This window comes from Tsukamurella ocularis (genome assembly GCF_965138335.1).
Lineage (GTDB): Bacteria > Actinomycetota > Actinomycetes > Mycobacteriales > Mycobacteriaceae > Tsukamurella > Tsukamurella ocularis_A.
The window spans coordinates 1-20,873 of record NZ_CBCSDV010000008.1; the positions used below are offsets into that span (position 1 = coordinate 1).

Below are 20,873 nucleotides of genomic sequence, written 5' to 3' on the forward strand. Positions count from 1 at the left end.
ACGAGAAAAGCCACAACACAAACAACCAAAAAATTTGATTGTCCATGCGTGCCAAAAAATTTGGCACTGACAATTTCATCGACACACTGTTGAGTTCTCAAAGAACACGCCAAACGCGGATCACTTCACCACAACCCCGCACAACGAGGTCTTCACGGTGGAGGGAAACCTTCGCAGGCAACCGTTCCAGGCTACATTCTCGCGCCTCGCCCGTCAAGGCGGCCCGCTCGAAGCAACCGTTCAAGCTTAGCAGAGCGGATTTCCGTGTGCAACTCGCTCTCGCGGGTCGCTCTCGGAACTGCTTCGAAGCATTCAGCCGCATGGTTGGACGCCCTCGACCGTGTATCACGTTCGAGAGTCAGTCTCTCCGTTGTGGCTGGCTGCTCGGAGCAACCGTTCCAGCTTATATCGGAGTCGATCTCAGTGTCAAACCGAGGTTCGGCTCCAGGTTGTCAAGATGTCTGCGTTTCTACCGTCTGACCTGGGCTTTTCGGCCCCGTCCTGGTCGGTGTCGCGCTGACTTCGAATAAGTTACGCACCGTGGAACGGAAGCACAAATCCCCAGGTCAGCGCGTAACGCGTTGTTCATCTGCGCAGGTCAGCGGCGTGCTTCCGATCGCCGGCCGTCGAATCACAGCTTTGTGACCTGCAGCACAAAGGCCGCCTCGCACCCGACGGCGAGACGGCCTTAGTGGTCATGACCTGCGTTTTCAGGCGAAACGGGCGCCCGCGAACGTCTTCTTGCCACGACGCAGGACCAGCCACCGCCCGTGCAGCAGGTCGCCGGGCGCGGGCTCCCACTCCTCGGACTCCACCTTCACGTTGTTCGCGTAGGCGCCGCCCTCCTTCACGGCGCGCCGCGCCGCGCCCTTCGACTCACACAGGCCGGACGCGGCCAACAGATCGACGATGGTCCGCGGCTCCCCCGCCGCGACCTCCACCACGGACGCCTCCTCGAGCGCTGCCGCGAGCGTCCCCTCGGGGAGATCGGCCAGGTCGCCCCGGCCGAACAGTGCCTGCGCGGCGAGCTCGGCGGCGCGGGTGTGCTCCTCGCCGTGCACCAGCGTCGTCATCTCCGCGGCGAGCCGCTTCTGGGCGGTGCGCTTGTGCGGGGCCTCCGCCGTCTCGCGCTCGAGCCCCGCGATCTCCTCCTGCGTGAGGAAGGTGAACCACCGCAGGTAGCGGATCACGTCGGCGTCGGCCGTGTTCACGAAGTACTGGTACCAGGCGTACGGGCTGGTCTGCTCCGGGTCCAGCCACAGGGAACCGCCGCCGGTGGACTTGCCGAACTTCTTGCCGTCGGACGAGGTCACCAGCTGGGTGGTGAGCGCGTGCACGTGCCGGCCGTCGATCTTCCGGTTCAGGTCCACGCCGGCCACGATGTTGCCCCACTGGTCGGAGCCGCCGATCTGCAGCGCGGCGTCGTAGCGGCGTGCGAGTTCCACGTAGTCGTACGCCTGCAGCAGCATGTAGCTGAACTCGGTGTAGCTGATCCCGTCCGACTCCAGGCGCCGCTTGACCGTCTCGCGCGCGAGCATCACGTTGATCGAGAAGTGCTTGCCCACGTCGCGCAGGAAGGTGGGCACGTTCATCTGTCCGTGCCAGTCCAGGTTGTTGACCAGGATCGCAGCGTTGTCGCCGTCGAAGGCGACGAAGCGCTGCAGCTGGTCGTCGATCTTCGCGGCCCATTCCGCGACGGTGTCCACGGAGTTCATCACGCGCTCGCCGACGTCCCGTGGATCGCCGACCTGCCCCGTCGCACCGCCGCCGAGGACGATCGGCCGGTGGCCGGCCTCCTGGAAGCGACGCAGCGTGAGCAGTTGGACGAGGTGGCCGGCGTGCAGCGACGAGGCCGTCGGATCGAACCCGGCGTAGAGCGTGATCGGCCCCGCGGCGAGACGCTCGCGCAGCGCGTCGAGATCGGTGGACTGCGCGATCAGGCCGCGCCAGGACAGTTCCTCGAGGATGTCAGTGCTCACCGGTCCATTGTGAACGAACCGCCGCGTCGCGGAGGTCGCCGCCCTGCAGAGCGGTCACCAGCAGCTCACGATCCGCCGGTCCGCCGCCGCGGGTGAACATCACCAGGTCGCCGTGCACCAGCTGGTTCACGAGGAGACCCGCGACCGCACGCGCGGCGTCCCGGGCTCCGTCCAGGCGCGCGGCGCCCGAGATCTCCGCGATCGCCGCCAGGTCTCCGACCAGCACCGCGGCCGGTTCGCGGTCGTACTCCTGCGAGAGCTCGGCGATGAGCGCGCCGCCGCGCACCGTCCAACGCACCGTGATCGGCCCGGCCGAACCGAAGCCGTCGAAGAGGCGCTCCCATCCGTCGAAAGGGCCGCGGAGCCATGCCGGGTCCGGCACCGATCCGCGGAGCGCGAGGGCGCCCGGCACCCCCGGCTGCAGGTAACGGAGGAGCAGGTCGCGCACGTCGTCCGCGGTCGACGGTGCCGTCCTACGCACGTCGGCCAGGAACCGCGCCCGCGCGACGACGGCGACCGCACCGGCACCGTCGTCGACGGTGAGCAGGTCCCGGCCCTCGACGAACGTGAGATCGACGAGCCCGAAGGGCAGGTCGAAGAGCGTCTGCACCGCGGCGGCCGAGTCGGGCGGCAGGCCGTCGAGCCACGAGGCGATGCGCAGCCCGCGAACGGAGCGTCGATCGGGGTCGAGCTCTGCGCGGTTCATCCAGCGCAGGGCCGCGAGCACGCAGCCGGTGAGGAGGACCATCCCGGCCAGGCCGCCGAGGGCGAACGCGTTGCCGAGCAGCGACAACAGCCACACCACGACGGTGACGGCGCCCGCGAACCCGACGGCGATCGCGACCGACGCCGCCAGCTCGACCGGGATCTGCGCGCGATGCGCGGCCCGGCGATGCCCGTCGAGTCCGCTCCGGGCGCGCTCCGCGGCGGGGCCGAGCCGACGCAGGTCCAGGAGGCCGAGGATCGCTGCGAGCCGGGACTCGGCCGCGGTCGCGAGCGCCGTCGCCGACCGGGTCTGCAGGATCGGCACGAGCGCCCAGCCCGCCTCGAGCAGGCCCTCCGTGGTCGCCGGGAAGGGCGCCCCCATCAGCGCGCGGGAGGCCTGCTCCTCGTCGGGGTGCGCGAACGCCCGCGCGTTCACGGCGTTGAGGCCGCGGTCGCGGGCGAGCTGGTCGATGTCCGTCACGCACCGAGTGCAACCGCCGGCGCTTGGTGCACGGTTGGATCCCGCTGGGCCCCGTGTCTCAGCGGCTCACGGACGGATGGCCCGCCAGCCACAGCCGCCAGGGCTTCTCGACGGCCTTGCTGATCCCGATCCTCGGGCCGGCGGCGACCGGCCCCCGTCGGGCGGCGATCTCCAGCCGGACGTCCGCGGCCCCGTCGAGCACGTCGATCCCCTTGTCCGCCACAGTGATCCCCAGCGCCTGACCGAGCCGGCCGGGTCCCGCCGCGAGCCGGGTGTCGGGGTCGCGGACGGCCCGGCGCTCCCGGACCAGGTCGAGCCCGGACTCGATGGACGCCGCGCGCAGCAGGACGCCCGCTCCGACGCCGTCGGGCCCCGCCGTGATGTTCACGCACTGGTGGATGCCGTACGACAGGTACACGTAGAGGTGGCCGGCCGGCCCGAACATCACCTCGTTGCGCGGCGTCGGTCCCGGGTAGGTGTGCGCCGCCGGATCGGGCCAGGGTCCGTTCTCCGGCGAGCCGTACGCCTCGACCTCGACGATGCGGGCACGCACACCGCCCGCGACGAGGACGGATCCGAGCACCAGCCGGGCGGCTTTGAGCGGATGGACCGCGAGCCGGTCCCGCGGGTCAGCGATCACCCGAGGCGGGTCACTGCGCGGCGCGGGCCAGGATCGACTCGTGCTCGGCATCCGCGACGTCGCGCGCCTCCCCGATGAGCAGCACGGGCAGGCCGTCCTCGATCGGATAGGCGCGGCGCAGGCGCGGGTTGTAGAACAGCTCGTCCGGCACGTACAGCAGCGGCCCCTTGTCCTGCGGGCAGGCGAGGATCTTCAGCAGCGTCGCGTCGATGGCCATGGCGCCATGCTACCCAGCGGGGAGCCACACCGGCTTGACCGCGGTGCCCTCGCGAGCGGCGGCCCACGCCTCGTCGAAGTCCGTGAAGGTGGTCACCAGCCGATCGACGGGCAGGCGGCCCTCGGCGGCGGCCGCGGCGAGCTCGGGGAGGAACTCCGCCGGCTCGCTGTCGCCCTCGATCACGCCGATGACGCGCAGTCCGCGGGCCATGATGAGCATGACGGGCAGCTCGGCCGACGGCGCGCCGAGCCCGACCACCGCGAGGGTGCCCCGGGGCCGGAGGGCGAGAACGGCCTGTCCGAGCACGTCGGCGCGGGCGGTGGTGTCGACCGCGGCGTGCGCGCCGCCGCCCGTCGCCTCGATGACCTGCTGTGCCGCCTGCGGGCCCGCCTCGACGGCGTGCGTGGCGCCCAGCTCGAGGGCGAGCGCGCGGCGGTCCTCCCGCGGGTCGACCGCCACGATCGTGCCGGCTCCGGCGAGCTTCGCGCCCATGACCGCGGCGAGGCCGACGGCCCCGGTACCGAACACGACCACGGTCTGCCCCGGCTCCACCTGAAGGGCCCGGGTCACGGTGCCGACACCGGTCTGGACGCTGCACCCGAGCGGAGCGGCGAGCGCGAACGGCAGATCGCCGATGGGGACGGTGTTGCGATCGGTCGCGAGTGCGAGGCCCGCGAAGCTCGACTGGCCGAAGAAGCCACCGGTGACGGCCGTCTCCCCCGACCGGATACCCGGGAGTCCCAGGTAATTGCGGGTGATCGACTGCTCGCAGTAGCCGGGCGTCCCCGCAGCGCAGAACTCACAGGCGCCGCAGCTGTCGAAGGTGAGCGAGACCCGGTCCCCCACCGCGAGGCCCTGCGCGTCCGGGCCGAGCGCCTCGACGACGCCGGCGCCCTCGTGACCGAGGATCACGGGCAGGCCCTGCTCCGGCCATTGCGCCGCGAGGGTCAGGTCCGTGTGGCAGACGCCGACCGCGTGGACCCGTACCAGGACCTGGTTGCCCGTCGGCTCCGGGAGCTGGACCTCGAGGGGCGACGGTGCCTCGCCCGGCGCGGTGACGACCCGCGCGACGGTGCCGGTCACCGGTCCGCCAGGCAGCCGCCGGACGCGCCCGGTGCGGCGTCGCGTTCCAGGTAGAAGTAGAAGTACGGCGGGGCCAGCTTCTTCCCGGTCATCACACCCATGACGGTGTCGTCGTCGACCTTGGCGAAGTGGTCGATCACGGGCTGCCCGTCGTAGACCATCGACGCCGTCACGGTCCCGTCGAAGGCGATGAGGCGCAGCGTCGCCTCGCCCTTGCCCAGGGCGACGTTCGAGAACTTCTCGCCCTGCTCGTCCAGGCAGACCAGCGGCTGGACGTCGTTCGCCGAGGCGAAGCTCTTGCCGTACCACCGCGCCTTCCCGAGCGAGCCGTCCATCGGATGGCCCGAGGGCAGCTCCCCGCCGCGCCAATCGCCGAGCAGGAACTCGATGGAAACGGGCTCGAGCCGCGCGAACAGCGATGCGAGTTCGGCGGGTTCGGTGTGCTGCGGCTCGTCGATGAGCCCGCGGACGGTGCGCTCTGCGGTCATGCCGCGATGTTATCCGATGTTCTCCGTCTCACCGTCCGAAACGGAAACACGTTTCAGTAGCAGAAGGTCGTGGCCCCGTCACCGATCCACTCCCACATCGGCACGGTGCCGCCGAGTGTCGCGCCGCCGATGAGCGGCTCCTCCCGCAGCCCTTTGGCGTCCACACAGATCGGACACACCAGGAACGTGCCTCCGGCGGCCGTGTACCTCGCGAGCAGGTCCGGGATGGGCGGACACCCCGCACAGGCGACGCCGGTCGCGACGCCCACGATCGCCAGCCGGACAGCCTCCTTGGTCAGGAACATCAATGTCGGACGGCCCGACTCCGCCGCACCGACGGCGACGAGGAACGCCACCGTCACCTTCTCCGCGTCCTCGAGCCCCGTGGTCAGCGAGACGACCGCTCTACCGCTCATCGTTCTCTCCTTCGTCGTCGTTCTCCTGATGTCAGCGTGGGCCGGGTCCGGCGCGGACGGAAGTTCACAGAATGAAGCGCAACGCCGGTCGGCGGGACTACCGTGCGGAGATGGCCGAGTACGGGCAGTTCTGCCCCGTCTCCAAGACCTCGGAGATCCTCTGCGAGCGCTGGACCCCGCTCGTACTTCGCGAGTTGATGTGCGGCAGCGTTCGATTCGGCGAGATCGCGCGCGGCGTGCCGAACATCTCCACGGCGCTGTTGACGACGCGCCTGCGCCGGCTCGCCGCGGCGGGCGTGATCACCCGCGAGCCCACCCCCGGCGGCGGCGCCGACTACCGCCTGACCGAGGCGGGCAGGGAGCTCGCGCCGATCATCGTGGCGATGGGCGTGTGGGGGCAACGATGGGCACGCAGCACGTATTCGGCTCAGGACCTGGATCCCGCCCTGCTCATGTGGGACATCCGCCGGTACCTGCGCGCGGGCGGCCTGCGGACCTCGCGCACGGTCGTCGAGTTCCGGTTCACCGGCGCGCCACCCGGCCGGGATCACTACTGGCTGGTGGACGACGGTGTCGTCGACCGCCCGGTCGACCTGTGCCTGGTACCGCCGGGGTTCGACGTCGACCTGTGGGTGGACGCGGACCTGCGGACCCTGACCCGCGTGTGGATGGGCGACGAAGCGATCGCCGGCGCCCTGGCGGAGGGCCGGATCACGCTGTCGGGCGTGGTCGCTCTGCAGCGCGCCTTCCCCGACTGGTTGGGGAGCCACCCCGTTCTGGCCGGCATCGCGCCCGCCGATTAGCCCGCGGAGCCGATCCGCGCGGAGAATTCCGTCCGCCGAGCACGACGTGCACGACGGTCCCGGGGCCTAGGTTCTTCAGACATGACATCGATTGCAGTAGTCACCGGAGCGGGCCGTGGCATCGGCCTCCGATTCGCCCATCGGCTCGCGGACCAGGGCCATCGCGTGATCCTCACCGACGTCGACGGGGAGGCCGCCCGCGCGGCGGCGGCCGAGGTCGGTCGGGACGCCGTCGGGATCGCCCAGGACGTGCGCGACTTCGCTTCGCACCGCGACGTCGCGGAACGGGCCCGCGACCTGGGCCGGCTGGCGGTGTGGGTCAACAACGCGGGCATCCTCATCGCGGGCGACAGCTGGGCGCACGACGACGATCAGGTCCAGGCGATCCTCGACGTGAACCTGCGCGGGCCGATCGGCGGCTCGGCCGCGGCCGTGAACGCCATGGGCGCCCGGGGCGGGGCGATCCTCAACGTCGCGTCGATCTCCGCCCTCACCCCGGTGCCGGGTCTCGCGCTGTACGCGGCGACGAAGGCCGCGGTGCTCTCGTTCACCACGTCGCTCCAGGGCGACCTGGACCACGCGGGGCTGCCGATCCGCGCGCGGGCGCTGTGTCCCGACGTGGTGAGCACTGCGATGGTCACCGATCGCAGCAAGGACCCCGGCGCCGCGATGCTCTTCTCGGGGCCCAAGCCGCTCGACGCGGACGGGGTGGCGGCGGCGGGACTCGAGCTGCTCGAATCGCGGCAGATCTTCCGCGTCGTTCCGCGCTGGCGCGGAGCCCTGGTGCGCTCCGTCGACCTGGCGCCCTCCGTGGGATTGAAGACGCTCGGCGCGATGCGCCGGATCGGCGACCTCCGGCAGCGCCGCGCCTGACGACGCGCGGTGGCTGTGCCGCCGCGCGTCAGAGAAGGACGGCGCGCCCCAGCCACCGGCACGCGTGCAGCGCCAGCTCCAGGTCGAACCGGTCCTCGTCGAGCGGCCGCCCCCGCGTCTCGGCCGCCTTGTCGACGCGGTACTTGACCGTGTTCTTGTGAATCCGCAGGCGCCGGCCGGTCCCGAGGAAGCTGCCGCCCTCGCCCAGGAACACGAGCAGCGTCTCGCGCAGCCGCGCGGCGCCGTCGTCGTCGGCCGCGAGCGGGCCCAGCGCCGCGGCGACCAGTTCGCGCCCCGCCTCGAGGTCCGCGGCGACCAGCGCCGCGGCGCGCACCCCCTCGGTCCCGTAGGCGGTGACCAACTGCGCACGCTCGTCGGCGACGGTGGCGACGCCGTGCGCCCGCAACGCCTGCCGGTGGGTCTCCCGGAAGCCCGCCGGCCCCGACGCGGGGGCACCGACCGCGATCCGCAGGTCCGCGCCCGCGGCGGTGACGGCCCGGTGCAGTTCGTCCGCCGCGGGCTCCGCCGCGTCGCCCGGCAGCGCGACCCACGCCCAGGCGAGCGAGCCGTCGTTCGGGATGAACAGCGGCGGTTCGCCGGAACCCGCCACCTCCGCGATCGCGCCGGCGAGCGTCTCGAGGTCCCGCAGGGTGCTCGCCGCCGTCACGTGATCCGCGTTCCAGAGGACGAGTCCCAGGTGCCGCCGTCGCAGGCGGTAGCGCAGCGCGTTCTCCGCGGTCGCGACCGCCACCTCCTCGCCCGCGACCAGTCGCGCGAGCATCGCCGCGCGCACGGTGTTCCGGTTCGCGAGCCAGCGCTCACGCTCGGCCTCGTATTCGGCCACCACCTGTTCGGCGACGCGATCGACGTACGCGAAGGCCGCCTCGTGGAGCAGCTGCGCGGCGAGGTACGCGACGGCGGGATCATCCTCCTGCCGATCGATCTCCTCGAATCCGAGTTCGACGATGCCGCGCTGGCCGAGCCGGTAGGCACGAAGCAGGGCGTTCGACGAGGTGCCGCGCTGCGCCAGCCTGCGGGCGTAGGCGAGCGCCGCCGTCGGCGGCGCGATGTCCTCGATCGGTATCTCGTGCTGAGCGAAGTGCAGGAAGGTCTCGATGTTGCTCTCGGTGCTGGCACGCAGGAGCTCCAGGAGGGCCGGGTCGCCGCGCAACTCCGGAATACCGTCGGCGAGCTGTCGATGCACCGTGTCCGACAGCGGGCTCCGCGCGGCGTTCATGGCGCGCGCGGCATCGGCGACGCGCCGGCGCACCCGGTCGTCGGCCCCGGCGGATGTGCGGGTGGCCATGAGAACCTCCGAATTGGTCTGGGAGGCCCGTCGATCCCGCCGCCACGCCCGGGCAGGGCCCAATCGGTCCGGCGGAATTCGTGCCCTCCGCACAGTGATTGGTACCACACGCGTTCCTACGGTGAGGAGGACACCAACGAAACGGGGCGCAGCGCCCCCACACCGGAAGGCACACCATGACCGACGAGTTCCAGGGCAGGGTCGCGATCGTCACCGGCGCCGCACGCGGGATCGGATTCGCCATCGCGCGCCGGCTGAGCGAGGGCGGCGCGACCGTCGTCGTCTCGGACATCGACGAGGCCGCCGCCGCGGACGCAGCGGCGCGGCTGCCGCGTGCGAGCGCCATCGCGTGCGACGTGCGCGACGAGGAGCAGGTCCGTGCACTGATCGAGCGCACCGTCGCCGAACAGGGCGGCCTGCACATCATGGTTCCGAACGCGGGCATCGCGGCGGTGGCACCGCTCCTCGAGATGGATCTGGCGGCGTGGCGCAGGGTCATGGCGGTGAACCTCGACGGGGTCTTCCTGTCGTTGCGCTACGCCGCGCCCGCGATCATCGCGAGCGGCGGCGGCAGCATCGTCACCATCGCCTCCGTGACCGCGACCGCCGGGACGCCGCTGGTCGGGCACTACGGCGCCGCGAAGGCCGCGGTGGTGAACCTGACGAAGACCGCCGCCACCGAGCTCCGCGCCCACGGGGTGCGCGTGAACGCCGTGCTGCCGGGCTTCGTGGCCACTGCGCTGGTCACGCAGCAGAGTGGGGCGTTCGAGGCGGCATTGGGGATGCCCGCGGGCGGTTTCGACGCGCTCATCGCGCAGAAGCAGGGCCGCTGGGGCACCGAGGACGAGGTGGCGCGGGCCGTGGCCTTCCTCGCGAGCGACGAGTCGACGTTCTGCAACGGCAGCGGGCTGGTGCTCGACGGCGGCCTGGACGCCGGGCTGTTCTGACGCCGCACCGGTCTCGGGGGTTGACCGCGCCGCGCGCTCCGACGCATAATTCACTAGACGATGAATTCATCGTCCAGTGAATTATCTGGAGGCGCCATGACCAGCGCGATCACCCTGTCCGGACTCACCGTGGTCCGTTCGGGAAACACTGTTCTCGACCACCTCGACGCCGAGATCCCCGCCGGGGCCATCACGGGTCTGCTCGGCCCGTCCGGTTCCGGCAAGACCACGCTGATGCGCGTGATCGTCGGCGCGCAACGGATCAGCGGCGGCACGGCGACGGTGCTGGGCCGCCCCGCCGGCAGCCCCGACCTGCGCGCCCGCGTCGGCTACACCACCCAGTCCCCCGCCGTGTACGGCGATCTCACCGTCGCCCAGAACGTCGAGTACTTCGGCGCGCTGTATCCCGCGCGGCGCGCCACCGCGAAGGCCGACGCCGCCGAGGCGATCGACGCCGTCGGCCTCGGCGCCTTCGCCGACCGCCGGGCCGACGCCCTGTCGGGCGGCCAGCGCTCGCGCGTGAGCATCGCCTGCGCACTCGTGGCGCGCCCCGAACTGCTCATCCTCGACGAGCCGACCGTCGGCCTCGACCCCCTGCTGCGCGCCGAGCTCTGGGAGCGGTTCGCAGCGATGGCCGCCGCGGGGACCACGCTGCTCGTCTCGAGCCACGTCATGGACGAAGCGGCGCACTGCGCCCGCCTCCTGCTGCTGCGCGAGGGGCGCCTCGTCGCCGAGCTCGCACCGTCGGATCTGCTGACCCGCACCGGCGCACCCACCCTGGACGACGCCTTCCTCGCGCTCGTCCGCGAGCAGGAGGCAACGGCATGAGTACCGTCCTGAACCCCGGCATCACCCGCGCCACGACGGTCCGCGTCCTGCGCCAGTTGCGTGCCGACCCCCGCACGATCGCGATGATCGTGGTGGTGCCGACGGCGCTGCTGACGCTGATGTACTTCCTGTACCGCGACTCCCCCGGCGGCGCCGCGCTGTTCAGCCGCATCGCCCTGGTACTCCTGGGCGTGCTGCCCTTCGCGCTGATGTTCATCGTCACCTCGATCGCCATGCAGCGCGAACGGGTCTCGGGGACGCTCGAGCGGCTCCTCACCACGCCGCTCGCCAAGGCCGACCTCCTGCTGGGCTACGCGGTCGCCTTCTCCGTCGCGGCGACCGCGCAAGCGGCGGTCGCCACCACGGTCGCGGCCTACCTGCTCGGCATGGAGACGGCCGGGAGCGTGTGGCTGGTGGTGCTCATCGCCGTGGTGGACGCCTGGCTCGGTGTCGCGCTGGGCCTGCTGTTCAGCGCCTTCGCGCGCACCGAGTTCCAGGCGGTGCAGTTCATGCCGATCGTCGTGGTGCCGCAGATCTTCCTGTGCGGCCTGCTCGTTCCGCACGACGCCATGCCGGGCTGGCTGCAGGGCATCGCCGACGTGCTGCCGATGACCTACGCGGTGAAGGCACTGCAGGAGGTCGGGGCGCACGGCTCCGCGACCACGACGATGTGGGCGTCGCTCGCGGTGGTCGCCGGCTTCGCCGTGGCCGCGCTCGCCCTCGCGGCCGCCACCCTGCCGCGCAAGGTCGCGTGAGCGGGCCGGGCCGCAGGTCCGGCAGGCGCACCGGCAGCCCCGATACCAAGGCCGAGATCCTTGCCGCCGCCCGGACGGCGTTCGCCCGCGGCGGTCTCGCGGGCACGACGGTGCGCTCGATCGCTCAGGCCGCGGGCGTGGAGCCCGCTCTGGTTCACCACTACTTCGGAACCAAGCAGGACCTGTACCTCGCGGCGTTGGCGATCCCCGTCGACCCCGAGTTCGTGCGGGCGCCGCTGCGCGACGCCCCCCTGGATGCGGCCGCCCGGGCGCTGCTGCGCGCCCTGCTGTCGATGTGGGACGGACCGCTCCGCGATGTGGGCGTCGCGGTGATCCGCACCAACCTCGGCACCGGCGGCGACCCCGCGATCGTGCGCGGCTTCCTGCTGGAGATCGCGCTGGCCGAGCTCATCGGCCGCATGGAGGCGGGTCCCGGCGACGGCGTGCTCCGGGCGAATCTCATGGTGGCGCAGGTCTTCGGGTTGCTCGTCGCCCGCTACGTCGTCGGCTTCGAGCCTCTCGCGTCACTCACCGTCGACGAGGTCGTCGACCTCGCCGCGCCCCCGCTGCAGCAGGTGATCACCGGCCCGCTCGCCCGCGGTTGAACGATCGGGTCAGGCGGTCGTGGTGGCCCAGGCGCGCAGCGGCGGCACGGCGGCCGTGATCCGGTCGAGCTGCGCCGCCACGGCCGACGGGGCCGTGCCGCCGCGCGCGCTGCGGGAGGAGACGGAGCCGCGCACCGTCAGCACCTCGCGGACCTGCGGGGTGAGCGCCGGGTGGATCGCGGCGAACTCCTCGTCGGTGAGGCCGTCGAGGCCGACGCCACGGGACTCGGCGGCGCGGACGCACTCGCCCGCCGCCTCGTGCGCGACGCGGAACGGGATGCCCTGCCGCACCATCCACTCGGCGACGTCGGTCGCCAGCGTGAAGCCCGCGGGGGCCAGCGCGCCCATGCGCTCCGGGTGGAACGTGAGCGTCGCGGTGAGTCCGGCGACGGCCGGCAGCAGGAGCCGCAGCTGCTCCACCGAATCGAAGACCGGCTCCTTGTCCTCCTGCAGATCCCGGTTGTAGGCGAGCGGCTGGGCCTTGAGCGTCGCCAGCAGACCCGAGAGGTTGCCGATCAGTCGCCCGGCCTTGCCGCGGGAGAGCTCCGCGACATCGGGGTTCTTCTTCTGCGGCATGATCGAGCTGCCCGTCGACCACGCGTCCGCGAGGGTGACGTAGCCGAACTCGGCCGTGCTCCACAGGATCACGTCCTCCGACCAGCGCGACAGATCGACGGCGATCTGCGCGAGGACGTACGCGGCCTCGGCCGCGAAGTCACGCGACGCCGTGGCGTCGAGGCTGTTGTCCGCGGCGGAGGCGAAGCCGAGATCGGCCGCGATGGCGTCGGGGTCGAGCCCCAGCGACGACCCGGCCAGCGCGCCGGAACCGTACGGCGAGATCGCGACCCGTTCGTCCAGATCCTGTAGCCGCTGCACGTCGCGCAGCAGCGGATGCGTGTAGGCCAGCAGGTGGTGCGACAGCAGGATCGGCTGCGCCGCCTGCAGGTGCGTCTTCCCCGGCAGGATCACGTCGGGATTGGCCTGCGCCTGCGCGACGAAGGCGTCCACCACGTCGAGCACGCCGACGGCGACGAGCCGCACCGCGTCGCGCAGCCACATCCGGAAGAGCGTGGCCACCTGGTCGTTCCGCGACCGGCCCGCGCGCAGGCGGCCGCCGACCTCGGGGCCGGCGCGCTCGATGAGCCCGCGCTCCAGGGCGCCGTGCACGTCCTCGTCGGACTCGGCGGGCTGGAAGGCGCCCGACGCCACGTCGTCCCCGAGCCGGGTGAGCGCCGCGAGCATGGCCTCGAGATCCTCGTCGGACAGCAGCCCGGCGCGGTTCAGCACGCGGGCGTGCGCCTTCGAGGCGCGCACGTCGTACGGGGCGAGCGCCCAGTCGAAGTGCGTGGACTTGCTCAGCGCGGCCATCGCCTCGGCGGGGCCGGACGCGAAACGCCCGCCCCACAGGCTGCCCTCGTTGGTGCCGTGCTTCTCGGCGTTCTCGCTCAACGGATCTCCTAGTCGGTGCCGAGGTCGAACGCGGCGTGGTTGCCGACCTCGTCGAAGTTCGACGGGGTCTTCTCGCCGCCCGCGACGATGGCGTCGGCCCCGCCCTGCTCCAGCTCGCCGACCAGCGCGGCGGTCTCGCCCGCGACGATGCCCTGCACGGCGTACTGCTCGAGGCGCGAGCGCGAGTCCGCGATGTCGAGGTTGCGCATGGTGAGCTGGCCGATGCGCTCGTCGGGCCCGAAGGCGGCATCGCCGACGCGCTCCATCGAGAGCTTCTCGGGGTGGTACGAGAGGTTGGGGCCGGTGGTGTCGATGATCGAGTAGTCGTCGCCGCGGCGCAGCCGCAGGGTGACGGAGCCGGTGACGGCGGACGCGACCCAGCGGATGATCGCCTCGCGCTGCATGAGCGACTGCGGGTCCAGCCAGCGTCCCTCGTACATCAGGCGGCCCAGGCGGCGGCCCTCGTTGTGGTACGTCGCGATGGTGTCCTCGTTGTGGATCGCGTTCACCAGGCGCTCGTAGGTGGCGTGCAGCAGCGCCATGCCGGGCGCCTCGTAGATGCCGCGGGACTTCGCCTCGATGATGCGGTTCTCGATCTGATCGGAGATGCCCAGTCCGTGGCGGCCGCCGATGCGATTCGCCTCGCGGACCAGCTCGACCGGGTCGGAGAACTCGACGCCGTTGATCGCGACGGGCACGCCGGCCTCGAAGGTGACGGTGACGTCCTCGGTCGTGATCTCGACGGACTCGTCCCACGGGGCGACGCCCATGATCGGATCGACGATGACGACGCCCGTGTTGAGGTACTCCAGGTCCTTCGCCTCGTGCGTGGCGCCCCAGATGTTGGCGTCGGTCGAGTAGGCCTTCTCGGTGGAGTCGCGGTACGGGAAGCCGTGCGCGACGAGCCACTCGCTCATCTCCTTGCGGCCGCCGAGCTCGGTGACGAACTGCGAGTCCAGCCACGGCTTGTAGATGCGCAGCGCCGGGTTCGCCATCAGGCCGTAGCGGTAGAACCGCTCGATGTCGTTGCCCTTGTAGGTGGAGCCGTCGCCCCAGATGTCGACGCCGTCCTCCTTCATGGCCCGCACCAGCATGGTGCCGGTCACCACGCGCCCGATCGGGGTGGTGTTGAAGTAGGTCTTGCCGCCCGAGCGGATGTGGAAGGCACCGGTCTGCAGGGCGGCGATGCCCTCCTGCACCAGCAGCGGCTGCACGTCGACCAGGCGCGCGATCTCGGCGCCGTACTCCTTGGCGCGGCCGGGGACCGCGTCGATGTCCGGCTCGTCGGGCTGGCCGATGTTGGCGGTGTAGGTGCAGGGCACGGCGCCCTTGTCGCGCATCCAGGCGACGGCCACGGAGGTGTCGAGGCCGCCGGAGAAGGCGATGCCGACGCGCTCGCCGATGGGCAGGGTGGAGAGGACCTTGGACATGGTCGATAAGCCTATCTGGTGGTGAGTGTGCGGATTCAGGCGAGCGCCACGAGGCGCTCGGCGAGGTCTTTCCCGGTCAGGGGCTCGCGGGCGACGACGAGCACGGTGTCGTCGCCGGCGACGGTGCCGACGACCTCCGGCAGCGACGAGCGGTCGAGCGCGCTGGCGAGGAAGTTGGCCGCGCCCGGCGGCGTGCGCAGCACGCAGATGTTCCCGCTGTGGTCGGTGGAGACGAGCAACTCGCCGAGCAGGCGCGAGAGCCGCTCGGTCCCGCCGGAGACGCCGCGGACGGGCGAGCCGTCCTCCGGCACCACGTACACGCCGGTGCCGCCGTCGGCGCCGCGCAGCTTCACCGCGCCCAGCTCGTCGAGGTCGCGCGAGATCGTGGCCTGCGTGGCCTCGTAGCCGCCGCGCACGAGCAGCGCCTGCAGCTCGGCCTGGCTGCGCACCTGGTGGTTCGCCAGGATCTCGACGATGGCGGCCTGCCGCCCGGCGCGGGTGGCGAGCGGCTGCTCGCTCACGAGCGCTCCAGCAGCCAGGTGAGCAGCGCCTTCTGCGCGTGCAGGCGGTTCTCGGCCTCGTCGAAGACGGCCGACTGCGGCCCGTCGATCACCTCGTCGGTGATCTCGTCGCCGCGGTGCGCGGGCAGGCAGTGGAGCACGATGGCGTCCGGATCGGCGTGGCCCAGCAGCTCGGCGTTGATCTGATACGGGCGGAAAGGCGCGTTGCGGTCGACGCCGTCGCCCTCCTGCCCCATCGACACCCAGGTGTCGGTGACCACCACGTCGACGCCGGCCACGGCGAGCACGGGATCCGAGATCACACTGACCTCGGCGCCGGTCTCCCGACCGCGTGCGCGGGCCGCCTCCACGAACCGCTCGTCCGGCTGGAAGCCCGACGGTGCGCTGATGGTCACGTCGATCCCGGCGGTCACGCACCCGAGCATGTAGCTGTGGGCCATGTTGTTCGCGCCGTCGCCGAGGTAGGTGAGCTTGAGGCCGGCGACGGAACCGGTGCCCTCGGCGCCCTTGCGTTCGGCGATGGTCTGCAGGTCCGCGAGGATCTGACACGGGTGGAAGTCGTCGGAGAGGGCGTTGACGACCGGCACCGTCGAATACTCGGCCAGCTCCTCGAGCCCCTCCTGCGCGTAGGTGCGCCAGACGATGGCGTCGACGAAGCGCGACAGCACGCGGGCGGTGTCGGCGAGGGACTCGTCGCGGCCCATCTGCGTGGACTTGGTGTCCACGACCACGGCGTGGCCGCCGAGCTGCGCGATGCCGACGTCGAAGCTGAACCGGGTGCGGGTGGAGTTCTTGTCGAAGAGAACCGCCACGCCCTTCGGCCCCTCGAGCGGCCGCCGCGAATGGGGTGCCGCCTTCAGCTCCGCGGCGAGCGCGAGGACCTCGCGCTGTTCGGCCGGGCTGAGGTCGTCGTCGCGGAGGAAGTGGCGGGTCATGAGGTCTCCTGGGCTGAGTCGAGCAGGGCGGGTAGGGCGGTGAGGAACCGGTCGGCCTGCTCGTCGGTGAGGACGAGGGGCGGGGCGAGGCGCACCACGTCGGGCTGGGCGGCGTTGAGCAGGAAGCCCGCGTCGCGGGCACCGGTCTCGATCGCCTTCGCGACGCCGCGGGACAGGGTGATCCCGAGGAGCAGGCCGGAGCCCCGGACGCCGGTGACGAGCGGGTGGCCGAAGCCCTCGACGGTGGCGGCGATGTGCTTGCCGAGCGCGTCGGCGCGCTCGGCGAGGCCCTCGGCCTCGATCACGTCGAGGACCGCGTTCGCGGCGGCCGCGGCGACGGGGTTGCCGCCGAACGTGGTGCCGTGCTGGCCCGGCGTGAGGAGCTCGCCCGCGGCGCCGACCGCCACCGTGGCGCCGATGGGCAGGCCGCCGCCGAGCCCCTTGGCGAGGGTGAAGACGTCGGGGGTCACGCCGGCCCGCTGGTACGCGAAGAGCGTTCCGGTGCGGGCGATCCCGGTCTGCACCTCGTCGAAGACGAGGAGCGCGCCGGTGTCGGTGGCGGCCGCGCGGGCCTCCGCGAGGTAGCCCGCGGGCGGGACGACGACGCCGCCCTCGCCCATGATCGGCTCGAGGAAGATCGCGGCGGCACCGTCGGCGGCGGCGCGCAGCGCGGCGGCATCGCCGTACGGCACATGGGTGACCGACTCGATGAGCGGCGCGAAGGGCTCCCGCTTGGCGGGCTGGCCGGTCAGCGCCAGCGAGCCCATCGTCCGGCCGTGGAAGGCGCCCTCGGCGGCGACCATGGCGGTGCGGCCGGTGCGCCGGCCGATCTTGATGGCGGCCTCGTTGGCCTCGGCGCCCGAGTTGCTGAAGAAGACCCGGGTGCCGGGCACGCCGACGGCCTCGGTGAGCCGCTCGGCGAGGCGCACGACGGGCTCGCTGATGTACAGGTTCGAGACGTGGCCCAGCGTCGAGATCTGCTGCGTCACGGCTTCGACGATCTTGGGGTGGGCGTGGCCGAGGGCGTTGACGGCGATCCCGCCGAGCAGGTCGACGTACTCCTTGCCGTCGGCGTCGGTCACCGTCGCGCCGCGCCCGGCGACCAGCGCGATGGGCGGGGTGCCGTAGGTGTCCATCACCGCGGCGTTCCACCGCGACTGCATTGCTTCGTTCGTCATGTGTGTCAGATCCAGGTCTCTGAAGAAGATTTCGGCGGGGTCACCATGGTGCCGATGCCCTTGCTCGTGAACAGTTCGAGGAGCACGGAGTGCGGCACCCGCCCGTCGATGACGTGCGCGGTGGGGACGCCCCCGTGCACGGCTCGCAGGCACGCCTCCATCTTGGGGACCATGCCGGAATCGAGGTTCGGGAGGAGCGCGGTCAGCGCGTCCGTGTCGATCTCGGAGGTCAGCGACGAGCGGTCGGGCCAGTTCGTGTACAGGCCCTCGACATCGGTGAGCACCACCAGCTTCTCGGCGCCCAGCGCCTCCGCGAGCGCGGCGGCGGCGGTGTCGGCGTTGATGTTGTGCACGACCCCGTCGGCGTCCGGCGCGATCGTGGAGATCACGGGGATGCGGCCGGCGGCGATGAGGTCGTTGACGGCCTCCGGGTTCACCGCGGAGACGTCGCCGACGAGACCGATGTCGGTCGGCGCACCGTCGACGACGACCTGCCGGCGGGTCGCGGTGAACAGGTGCGCATCCTCGCCGGACATGCCGACGGCGAACGGGCCGTGCGAGTTGATCAGGCCCACGAGCTCGCGCCCGACCTGCCCGAACAGCACCATGCGCACGACGTCCATCACCTCGGGCGTCGTGACGCGGAAGCCGCCGCGGAACTCGCCCTCCATGCCGAGTCGCTTGAGCATGGCGTTGATCTGCGGGCCGCCGCCGTGCACCACCACGGGGTGCAGGCCGCAGGTCCGCAGGAACACCATGTCCTGGGCGAAGGAGCTTTTGAGTTCGGCGTCGACCATGGCGTTGCCGCCGTACTTGACCACCACGGTCCTGCCGTGGAAGTCGAGCAGCCAGGGTAGCGCCTCGGCGAGCACGCCCGCCTTGTCGAGCGGCGTGAGATCGGGTGCGCTCATGAGGAGTACGCCGAGTTCTCTTCGACGTAGGCGTGCGAGAGGTCCGTGGTGCGGATCGTCGCGGTGCCGCGCCCCAGACCGAGGTCGACGGTGACGTCGATCTCCGGTCCGGAGAGGTCCACGTCGCGCGCCCCCGGTACGCCGCAGCCGTTCTCGGCGATGGGCTGCCCGTTGAAGGAGACGGTCAGCTTGTCGTGCACCAGCTCGATGGGCGCGATGCCGATCGCGGCCATGACGCGGCCCCAGTTGGGGTCGCTGCCGAACAGCGCGGTCTTGACCAGGCTGTCCCGGGCGATGGCGCGGGCGCCGACGAGCGCCTCCTCCTCGGAGACCGCGCCGGTCACGGTGATGAGGATCCGCTTGGTCACGCCCTCGGCGTCGCCCTGCAGCTGGGCGGCGAGGTCGTCGCAGACCTCGCGCACGGCGGCGTTGAGTTCCTCCTGGGTGCAGGTCTTCTCGCTGGCGCCGCTGCTCAGCAGGAGCACGGTGTCGTTGGTCGAGGTGGCGCCGTCCACGTCGAGCCGGTCGAAAGTGTAGCCCGTGGCGTACCGCAGGGCCTCGTCGAGCTGCTCCGGGGTGGCGTGCACGTCGGTGGTGAGCACGACGAGCATCGTCGCGAGCGAGGGCGCCATCATGCCGGCGCCCTTGGCCATGCCGCCCACGTTCCAGCCGCCCGCGTGGTGCAGCGCCGTCTCCTTGGGCACGGTATCGGTGGTCATGATGGCGTGCGCGGCGTCGGTGCCGCCGGTGATGCCGCCGCCCATCTCGTGCACGATCTCGGTGACGCCGGCGAGCAGCTTGTCCATGGGCAGGCGGTCGCCGATGAGGCCGGTGGAGCACACGGCGACCTCGCCGGCGCCGGTCTCGGTCCCCCAGTGGCTCAGCGTCTCCGCGACCTTCTCGGCCGTGGTGTGGGTGTCCTGGAAGCCGCCGGGACCGGTGCAGGCGTTCGCGCCGCCGGAGTTGAGGATCACCGCGCGCAGGTGGCCGTCCTTGATCACCTGCTCGCTCCAGAGCACCGGGGCGGCCTTGACCTTGTTGCGGGTGAAGACGCCCGCGGCTGCGTAGTGCGGGCCCTCGTTGAAGACCAGGGCGAGGTCGGGCTTGCCGGACGCCTTGATCCCGGCCGCGATGCCCGCGGCCTTGAATCCCAGCGGCGCCGTGACGCCCTGGTTCCGAACGAGTTTGAAGGTCACGGTGCGACTCCTACGGTGGACAGGCCGGCGGTCTCGGGCCAGCCGAGCGCGAGGTTCATGGACTGCACGGCGGCGCCGCCGGTGCCCTTGGTGAGGTTGTCGATCGCGGCGGTGGCGATGAGGCGCCCGGCGCGCTCGTCGACGGCCACCTGCACCTGCACGGCGTTGCTGCCGAGCACCGACTTCGTCTGCGGCTGCAGGCCTTCGGGAAGCAGGTGCACGAAGGGCTCGTCGGCGTACGCCGCCGCGTAGACCTCCCGCGCCCGCGCGGCGGTCACCGTCGTCGGGGCGGAGACGGTGGCGAGGATGCCCCGGGCCATGGGCACGAGGATCGGCGTGAACGACACGGTGACGGGCGAATTCGCCGCCGCCGACAGGTTCTGGGTGATCTCCGGCGTGTGCCGGTGGGTGGTCACGCCGTAGGCGCGCGCCGAGCCGATGGCCTCGGAGGCCAGCAGGTCGGTCCGCAGGGACTTCCCGGCGCCGGACGTGCCGCTCACGGCGACGACGGTGACCTCGGGCGCGACGATGCCGGCGGCGACGGCGGGCAGGAAGGCGAGGGTCGACACCGTCGGGTAGCAGCCCGGGACGGCGATGCGGGACGCGCCGGCGAGCACGTCCCGGTTGCCGGGGAGCTCGGGCAGGCCGTAGGGCCAGGTGCCGGCGTGGGCGCTGCCGTAGTAGTGCTCCCATTCCGCGGCGTCCTTGAGCCGGTAGTCGGCACCGCAGTCGATGATGAGGGTCGACGGGGGCAGCGCCTCGGCGATCTCGGCCGACTTGCCGTGCGGCAGCCCGAGGAAGACGACGTCGTGGCCGCGCAGCGTGTCCGGGGTGGTCTCCTGCAGGACGCGGTCGGCGAGCGGCAGCAGGTGCGGGTGGTGCTCGAAGAGCGTGCTGCCGGCGTTGCCGCCGGCGGTGAGCGCGCCGATCGTGAGCTCGCCGGACAGGTACTGCGGGTGGCCGAGCATTAGCCGGAGGATCTCTCCCCCGGCGTAGCCGCTCGCGCCCGCGATCGCCACGGAAACAGTCATGCAATGATTATGCACCATCATGCAAGCCTATTCACACTGGATCCTCGGAACGGCGGCCACGGACACCCACAGGTTCCACCCAGCCGCCCATCAGGA

At 71.8% G+C, this 20,873-nt stretch carries 22 protein-coding genes; 6 read left to right on the top strand and 16 right to left on the bottom strand.

Annotated elements, in window-relative coordinates; all coding sequences use genetic code 11:
• Positions 1 to 710 precede the first annotated feature (710 nt).
• From tyrS to ACNAYW_RS09390, 7 genes are read right to left on the bottom strand one after another with little or no spacing between them, the layout of a single operon-like run.
• Entirely contained in the window at positions 711 to 1,979 is a 1,269-nt protein-coding gene (gene tyrS, locus ACNAYW_RS09360; protein ID WP_415849434.1) for a tyrosine--tRNA ligase, read from the bottom strand.
• Complete coding sequence (locus ACNAYW_RS09365; protein ID WP_415849435.1) at positions 1,969 to 3,165, bottom strand: hypothetical protein; 1,197 nt, start codon at positions 3,163 to 3,165, stop codon at positions 1,969 to 1,971. Before ACNAYW_RS09365 ends, tyrS begins: the two co-directional genes overlap by 11 nt.
• A 58-nt stretch (positions 3,166 to 3,223) precedes the next feature.
• On the bottom strand, positions 3,224 to 3,805 hold the full coding sequence (locus ACNAYW_RS09370) for a DNA-3-methyladenine glycosylase (protein ID WP_415849436.1): 582 nt from the start codon (positions 3,803 to 3,805) through the stop codon (positions 3,224 to 3,226).
• Positions 3,806 to 3,815: 10 nt separating this feature from the next.
• Positions 3,816 to 4,022, bottom strand: coding sequence for a Trm112 family protein (locus ACNAYW_RS09375; protein ID WP_415849437.1), 207 nt, complete (start codon positions 4,020 to 4,022; stop codon positions 3,816 to 3,818).
• Positions 4,023 to 4,031: 9 nt separating this feature from the next.
• Positions 4,032 to 5,105 (bottom strand): NAD(P)-dependent alcohol dehydrogenase, encoded by a 1,074-nt coding sequence (locus tag ACNAYW_RS09380; RefSeq protein ID WP_415849438.1) that lies wholly within the window; start codon positions 5,103 to 5,105, stop codon positions 4,032 to 4,034.
• The gene (locus ACNAYW_RS09385) at positions 5,102 to 5,593 is read right to left on the bottom strand and encodes a DUF4334 domain-containing protein (RefSeq protein WP_415849439.1); all 492 of its coding nucleotides are present in this window, start codon (positions 5,591 to 5,593) and stop codon (positions 5,102 to 5,104) included. The genes ACNAYW_RS09380 and ACNAYW_RS09385 overlap by 4 nt, the downstream gene beginning before the upstream one ends.
• 53 nt (positions 5,594 to 5,646) lie before the next feature.
• Complete coding sequence (locus tag ACNAYW_RS09390) at positions 5,647 to 6,009, bottom strand: peroxiredoxin (protein ID WP_415849440.1); 363 nt, start codon at positions 6,007 to 6,009, stop codon at positions 5,647 to 5,649.
• 71 nt (positions 6,010 to 6,080) lie between these two features.
• Between ACNAYW_RS09390 and ACNAYW_RS09395 the strand changes: the two genes are divergently transcribed.
• Both ACNAYW_RS09395 and ACNAYW_RS09400 read left to right on the top strand, forming a co-directional pair.
• Positions 6,081 to 6,812, top strand: a complete 732-nt coding sequence (locus ACNAYW_RS09395; RefSeq protein ID WP_415849441.1) for a winged helix-turn-helix transcriptional regulator — start codon at positions 6,081 to 6,083, stop codon at positions 6,810 to 6,812.
• 81 nt (positions 6,813 to 6,893) lie between these two features.
• Positions 6,894 to 7,685 carry an SDR family NAD(P)-dependent oxidoreductase gene (locus ACNAYW_RS09400; protein ID WP_415849442.1) on the top strand — a complete coding sequence of 264 codons (792 nt, stop codon included), beginning with the start codon at positions 6,894 to 6,896 and terminating at the stop codon, positions 7,683 to 7,685.
• A gap of 28 nt (positions 7,686 to 7,713) precedes the next feature.
• Here the strand turns inward: ACNAYW_RS09400 and ACNAYW_RS09405 are convergent, their stop codons facing one another.
• Positions 7,714 to 8,991: a PucR family transcriptional regulator gene (locus tag ACNAYW_RS09405; RefSeq protein ID WP_415849443.1), complete on the bottom strand. Its 1,278-nt coding sequence runs from the start codon at positions 8,989 to 8,991 to the stop codon at positions 7,714 to 7,716.
• A gap of 176 nt (positions 8,992 to 9,167) precedes the next feature.
• Here ACNAYW_RS09405 and ACNAYW_RS09410 point away from each other — a divergent pair, with 176 nt between their 5' ends.
• From ACNAYW_RS09410 to ACNAYW_RS09425, 4 genes are all read left to right on the top strand, one after another.
• Positions 9,168 to 9,938 (top strand): SDR family NAD(P)-dependent oxidoreductase, encoded by a 771-nt coding sequence (locus ACNAYW_RS09410; RefSeq protein ID WP_415849444.1) that lies wholly within the window; start codon positions 9,168 to 9,170, stop codon positions 9,936 to 9,938.
• Positions 9,939 to 10,034: 96 nt separating this feature from the next.
• Positions 10,035 to 10,766: an ABC transporter ATP-binding protein gene (locus ACNAYW_RS09415; protein ID WP_415849445.1), complete on the top strand. Its 732-nt coding sequence runs from the start codon at positions 10,035 to 10,037 to the stop codon at positions 10,764 to 10,766.
• Complete coding sequence (locus ACNAYW_RS09420; protein ID WP_415849446.1) at positions 10,763 to 11,521, top strand: ABC transporter permease; 759 nt, start codon at positions 10,763 to 10,765, stop codon at positions 11,519 to 11,521. Before ACNAYW_RS09415 ends, ACNAYW_RS09420 begins: the two co-directional genes overlap by 4 nt.
• Positions 11,518 to 12,126: a TetR/AcrR family transcriptional regulator gene (locus tag ACNAYW_RS09425; protein ID WP_415849447.1), complete on the top strand. Its 609-nt coding sequence runs from the start codon at positions 11,518 to 11,520 to the stop codon at positions 12,124 to 12,126. Before ACNAYW_RS09420 ends, ACNAYW_RS09425 begins: the two co-directional genes overlap by 4 nt.
• Before the next feature lie 9 nt (positions 12,127 to 12,135).
• Here ACNAYW_RS09425 and argH read toward each other — a convergent pair whose 3' ends face one another.
• The 8 genes from argH to argC are packed head-to-tail and all read right to left on the bottom strand — an operon-like array spanning position 12,136 to position 20,777.
• Positions 12,136 to 13,575 (bottom strand): argininosuccinate lyase, encoded by a 1,440-nt coding sequence (gene argH / locus ACNAYW_RS09430; protein WP_415849448.1) that lies wholly within the window; start codon positions 13,573 to 13,575, stop codon positions 12,136 to 12,138.
• 8 nt (positions 13,576 to 13,583) lie between these two features.
• The gene (argG, locus tag ACNAYW_RS09435) at positions 13,584 to 15,005 is read right to left on the bottom strand and encodes an argininosuccinate synthase (RefSeq protein WP_415849449.1); all 1,422 of its coding nucleotides are present in this window, start codon (positions 15,003 to 15,005) and stop codon (positions 13,584 to 13,586) included.
• Between the two features lie 35 nt (positions 15,006 to 15,040).
• Positions 15,041 to 15,544 carry an arginine repressor gene (locus ACNAYW_RS09440; RefSeq protein ID WP_415849572.1) on the bottom strand — a complete coding sequence of 168 codons (504 nt, stop codon included), beginning with the start codon at positions 15,542 to 15,544 and terminating at the stop codon, positions 15,041 to 15,043.
• Positions 15,523 to 16,461 carry an ornithine carbamoyltransferase gene (gene argF, locus ACNAYW_RS09445; RefSeq protein ID WP_415849450.1) on the bottom strand — a complete coding sequence of 313 codons (939 nt, stop codon included), beginning with the start codon at positions 16,459 to 16,461 and terminating at the stop codon, positions 15,523 to 15,525. Before argF ends, ACNAYW_RS09440 begins: the two co-directional genes overlap by 22 nt.
• Entirely contained in the window at positions 16,458 to 17,639 is a 1,182-nt protein-coding gene (locus ACNAYW_RS09450; RefSeq protein ID WP_415849451.1) for an acetylornithine transaminase, read from the bottom strand. Before ACNAYW_RS09450 ends, argF begins: the two co-directional genes overlap by 4 nt.
• Before the next feature lie 5 nt (positions 17,640 to 17,644).
• Entirely contained in the window at positions 17,645 to 18,550 is a 906-nt protein-coding gene (argB, locus tag ACNAYW_RS09455) for an acetylglutamate kinase (RefSeq protein WP_415849452.1), read from the bottom strand.
• Positions 18,547 to 19,746 (bottom strand): bifunctional glutamate N-acetyltransferase/amino-acid acetyltransferase ArgJ, encoded by a 1,200-nt coding sequence (gene argJ / locus ACNAYW_RS09460; protein WP_415849453.1) that lies wholly within the window; start codon positions 19,744 to 19,746, stop codon positions 18,547 to 18,549. Before argJ ends, argB begins: the two co-directional genes overlap by 4 nt.
• Positions 19,743 to 20,777 carry an N-acetyl-gamma-glutamyl-phosphate reductase gene (gene argC, locus ACNAYW_RS09465; RefSeq protein ID WP_415849454.1) on the bottom strand — a complete coding sequence of 345 codons (1,035 nt, stop codon included), beginning with the start codon at positions 20,775 to 20,777 and terminating at the stop codon, positions 19,743 to 19,745. The genes argJ and argC overlap by 4 nt, the downstream gene beginning before the upstream one ends.
• Between the last annotated feature and the right edge of the window lie 96 nt (positions 20,778 to 20,873).

Excerpts from the sequence above, each read along its gene's own strand:
- argB (WP_415849452.1), bottom strand. The coding sequence starts at position 18,550 with ATGAGCGCACCCGATCTCACGCCGCTCGACAAGGCGGGCGTGCTCGCC.
- ACNAYW_RS09410 (WP_415849444.1), top strand. The coding sequence starts at position 9,168 with ATGACCGACGAGTTCCAGGGCAGGGTCGCGATCGTCACCGGCGCCGCA.
- ACNAYW_RS09395 (WP_415849441.1), top strand. The coding sequence starts at position 6,081 with ATGAAGCGCAACGCCGGTCGGCGGGACTACCGTGCGGAGATGGCCGAG.
- ACNAYW_RS09415 (WP_415849445.1), top strand. The coding sequence starts at position 10,035 with ATGACCAGCGCGATCACCCTGTCCGGACTCACCGTGGTCCGTTCGGGA.
- ACNAYW_RS09390 (WP_415849440.1), bottom strand. The coding sequence starts at position 6,009 with ATGAGCGGTAGAGCGGTCGTCTCGCTGACCACGGGGCTCGAGGACGCG.
- ACNAYW_RS09420 (WP_415849446.1), top strand. The coding sequence starts at position 10,763 with ATGAGTACCGTCCTGAACCCCGGCATCACCCGCGCCACGACGGTCCGC.
- ACNAYW_RS09400 (WP_415849442.1), top strand. The coding sequence starts at position 6,894 with ATGACATCGATTGCAGTAGTCACCGGAGCGGGCCGTGGCATCGGCCTC.
- ACNAYW_RS09375 (WP_415849437.1), bottom strand. The coding sequence starts at position 4,022 with ATGGCCATCGACGCGACGCTGCTGAAGATCCTCGCCTGCCCGCAGGAC.
- argF (WP_415849450.1), bottom strand. The coding sequence starts at position 16,461 with ATGACCCGCCACTTCCTCCGCGACGACGACCTCAGCCCGGCCGAACAG.
- argG (WP_415849449.1), bottom strand. The coding sequence starts at position 15,005 with ATGTCCAAGGTCCTCTCCACCCTGCCCATCGGCGAGCGCGTCGGCATC.
- argC (WP_415849454.1), bottom strand. The coding sequence starts at position 20,777 with ATGACTGTTTCCGTGGCGATCGCGGGCGCGAGCGGCTACGCCGGGGGA.
- ACNAYW_RS09450 (WP_415849451.1), bottom strand. The coding sequence starts at position 17,639 with ATGACGAACGAAGCAATGCAGTCGCGGTGGAACGCCGCGGTGATGGAC.
- ACNAYW_RS09405 (WP_415849443.1), bottom strand. The coding sequence starts at position 8,991 with ATGGCCACCCGCACATCCGCCGGGGCCGACGACCGGGTGCGCCGGCGC.
- ACNAYW_RS09385 (WP_415849439.1), bottom strand. The coding sequence starts at position 5,593 with ATGACCGCAGAGCGCACCGTCCGCGGGCTCATCGACGAGCCGCAGCAC.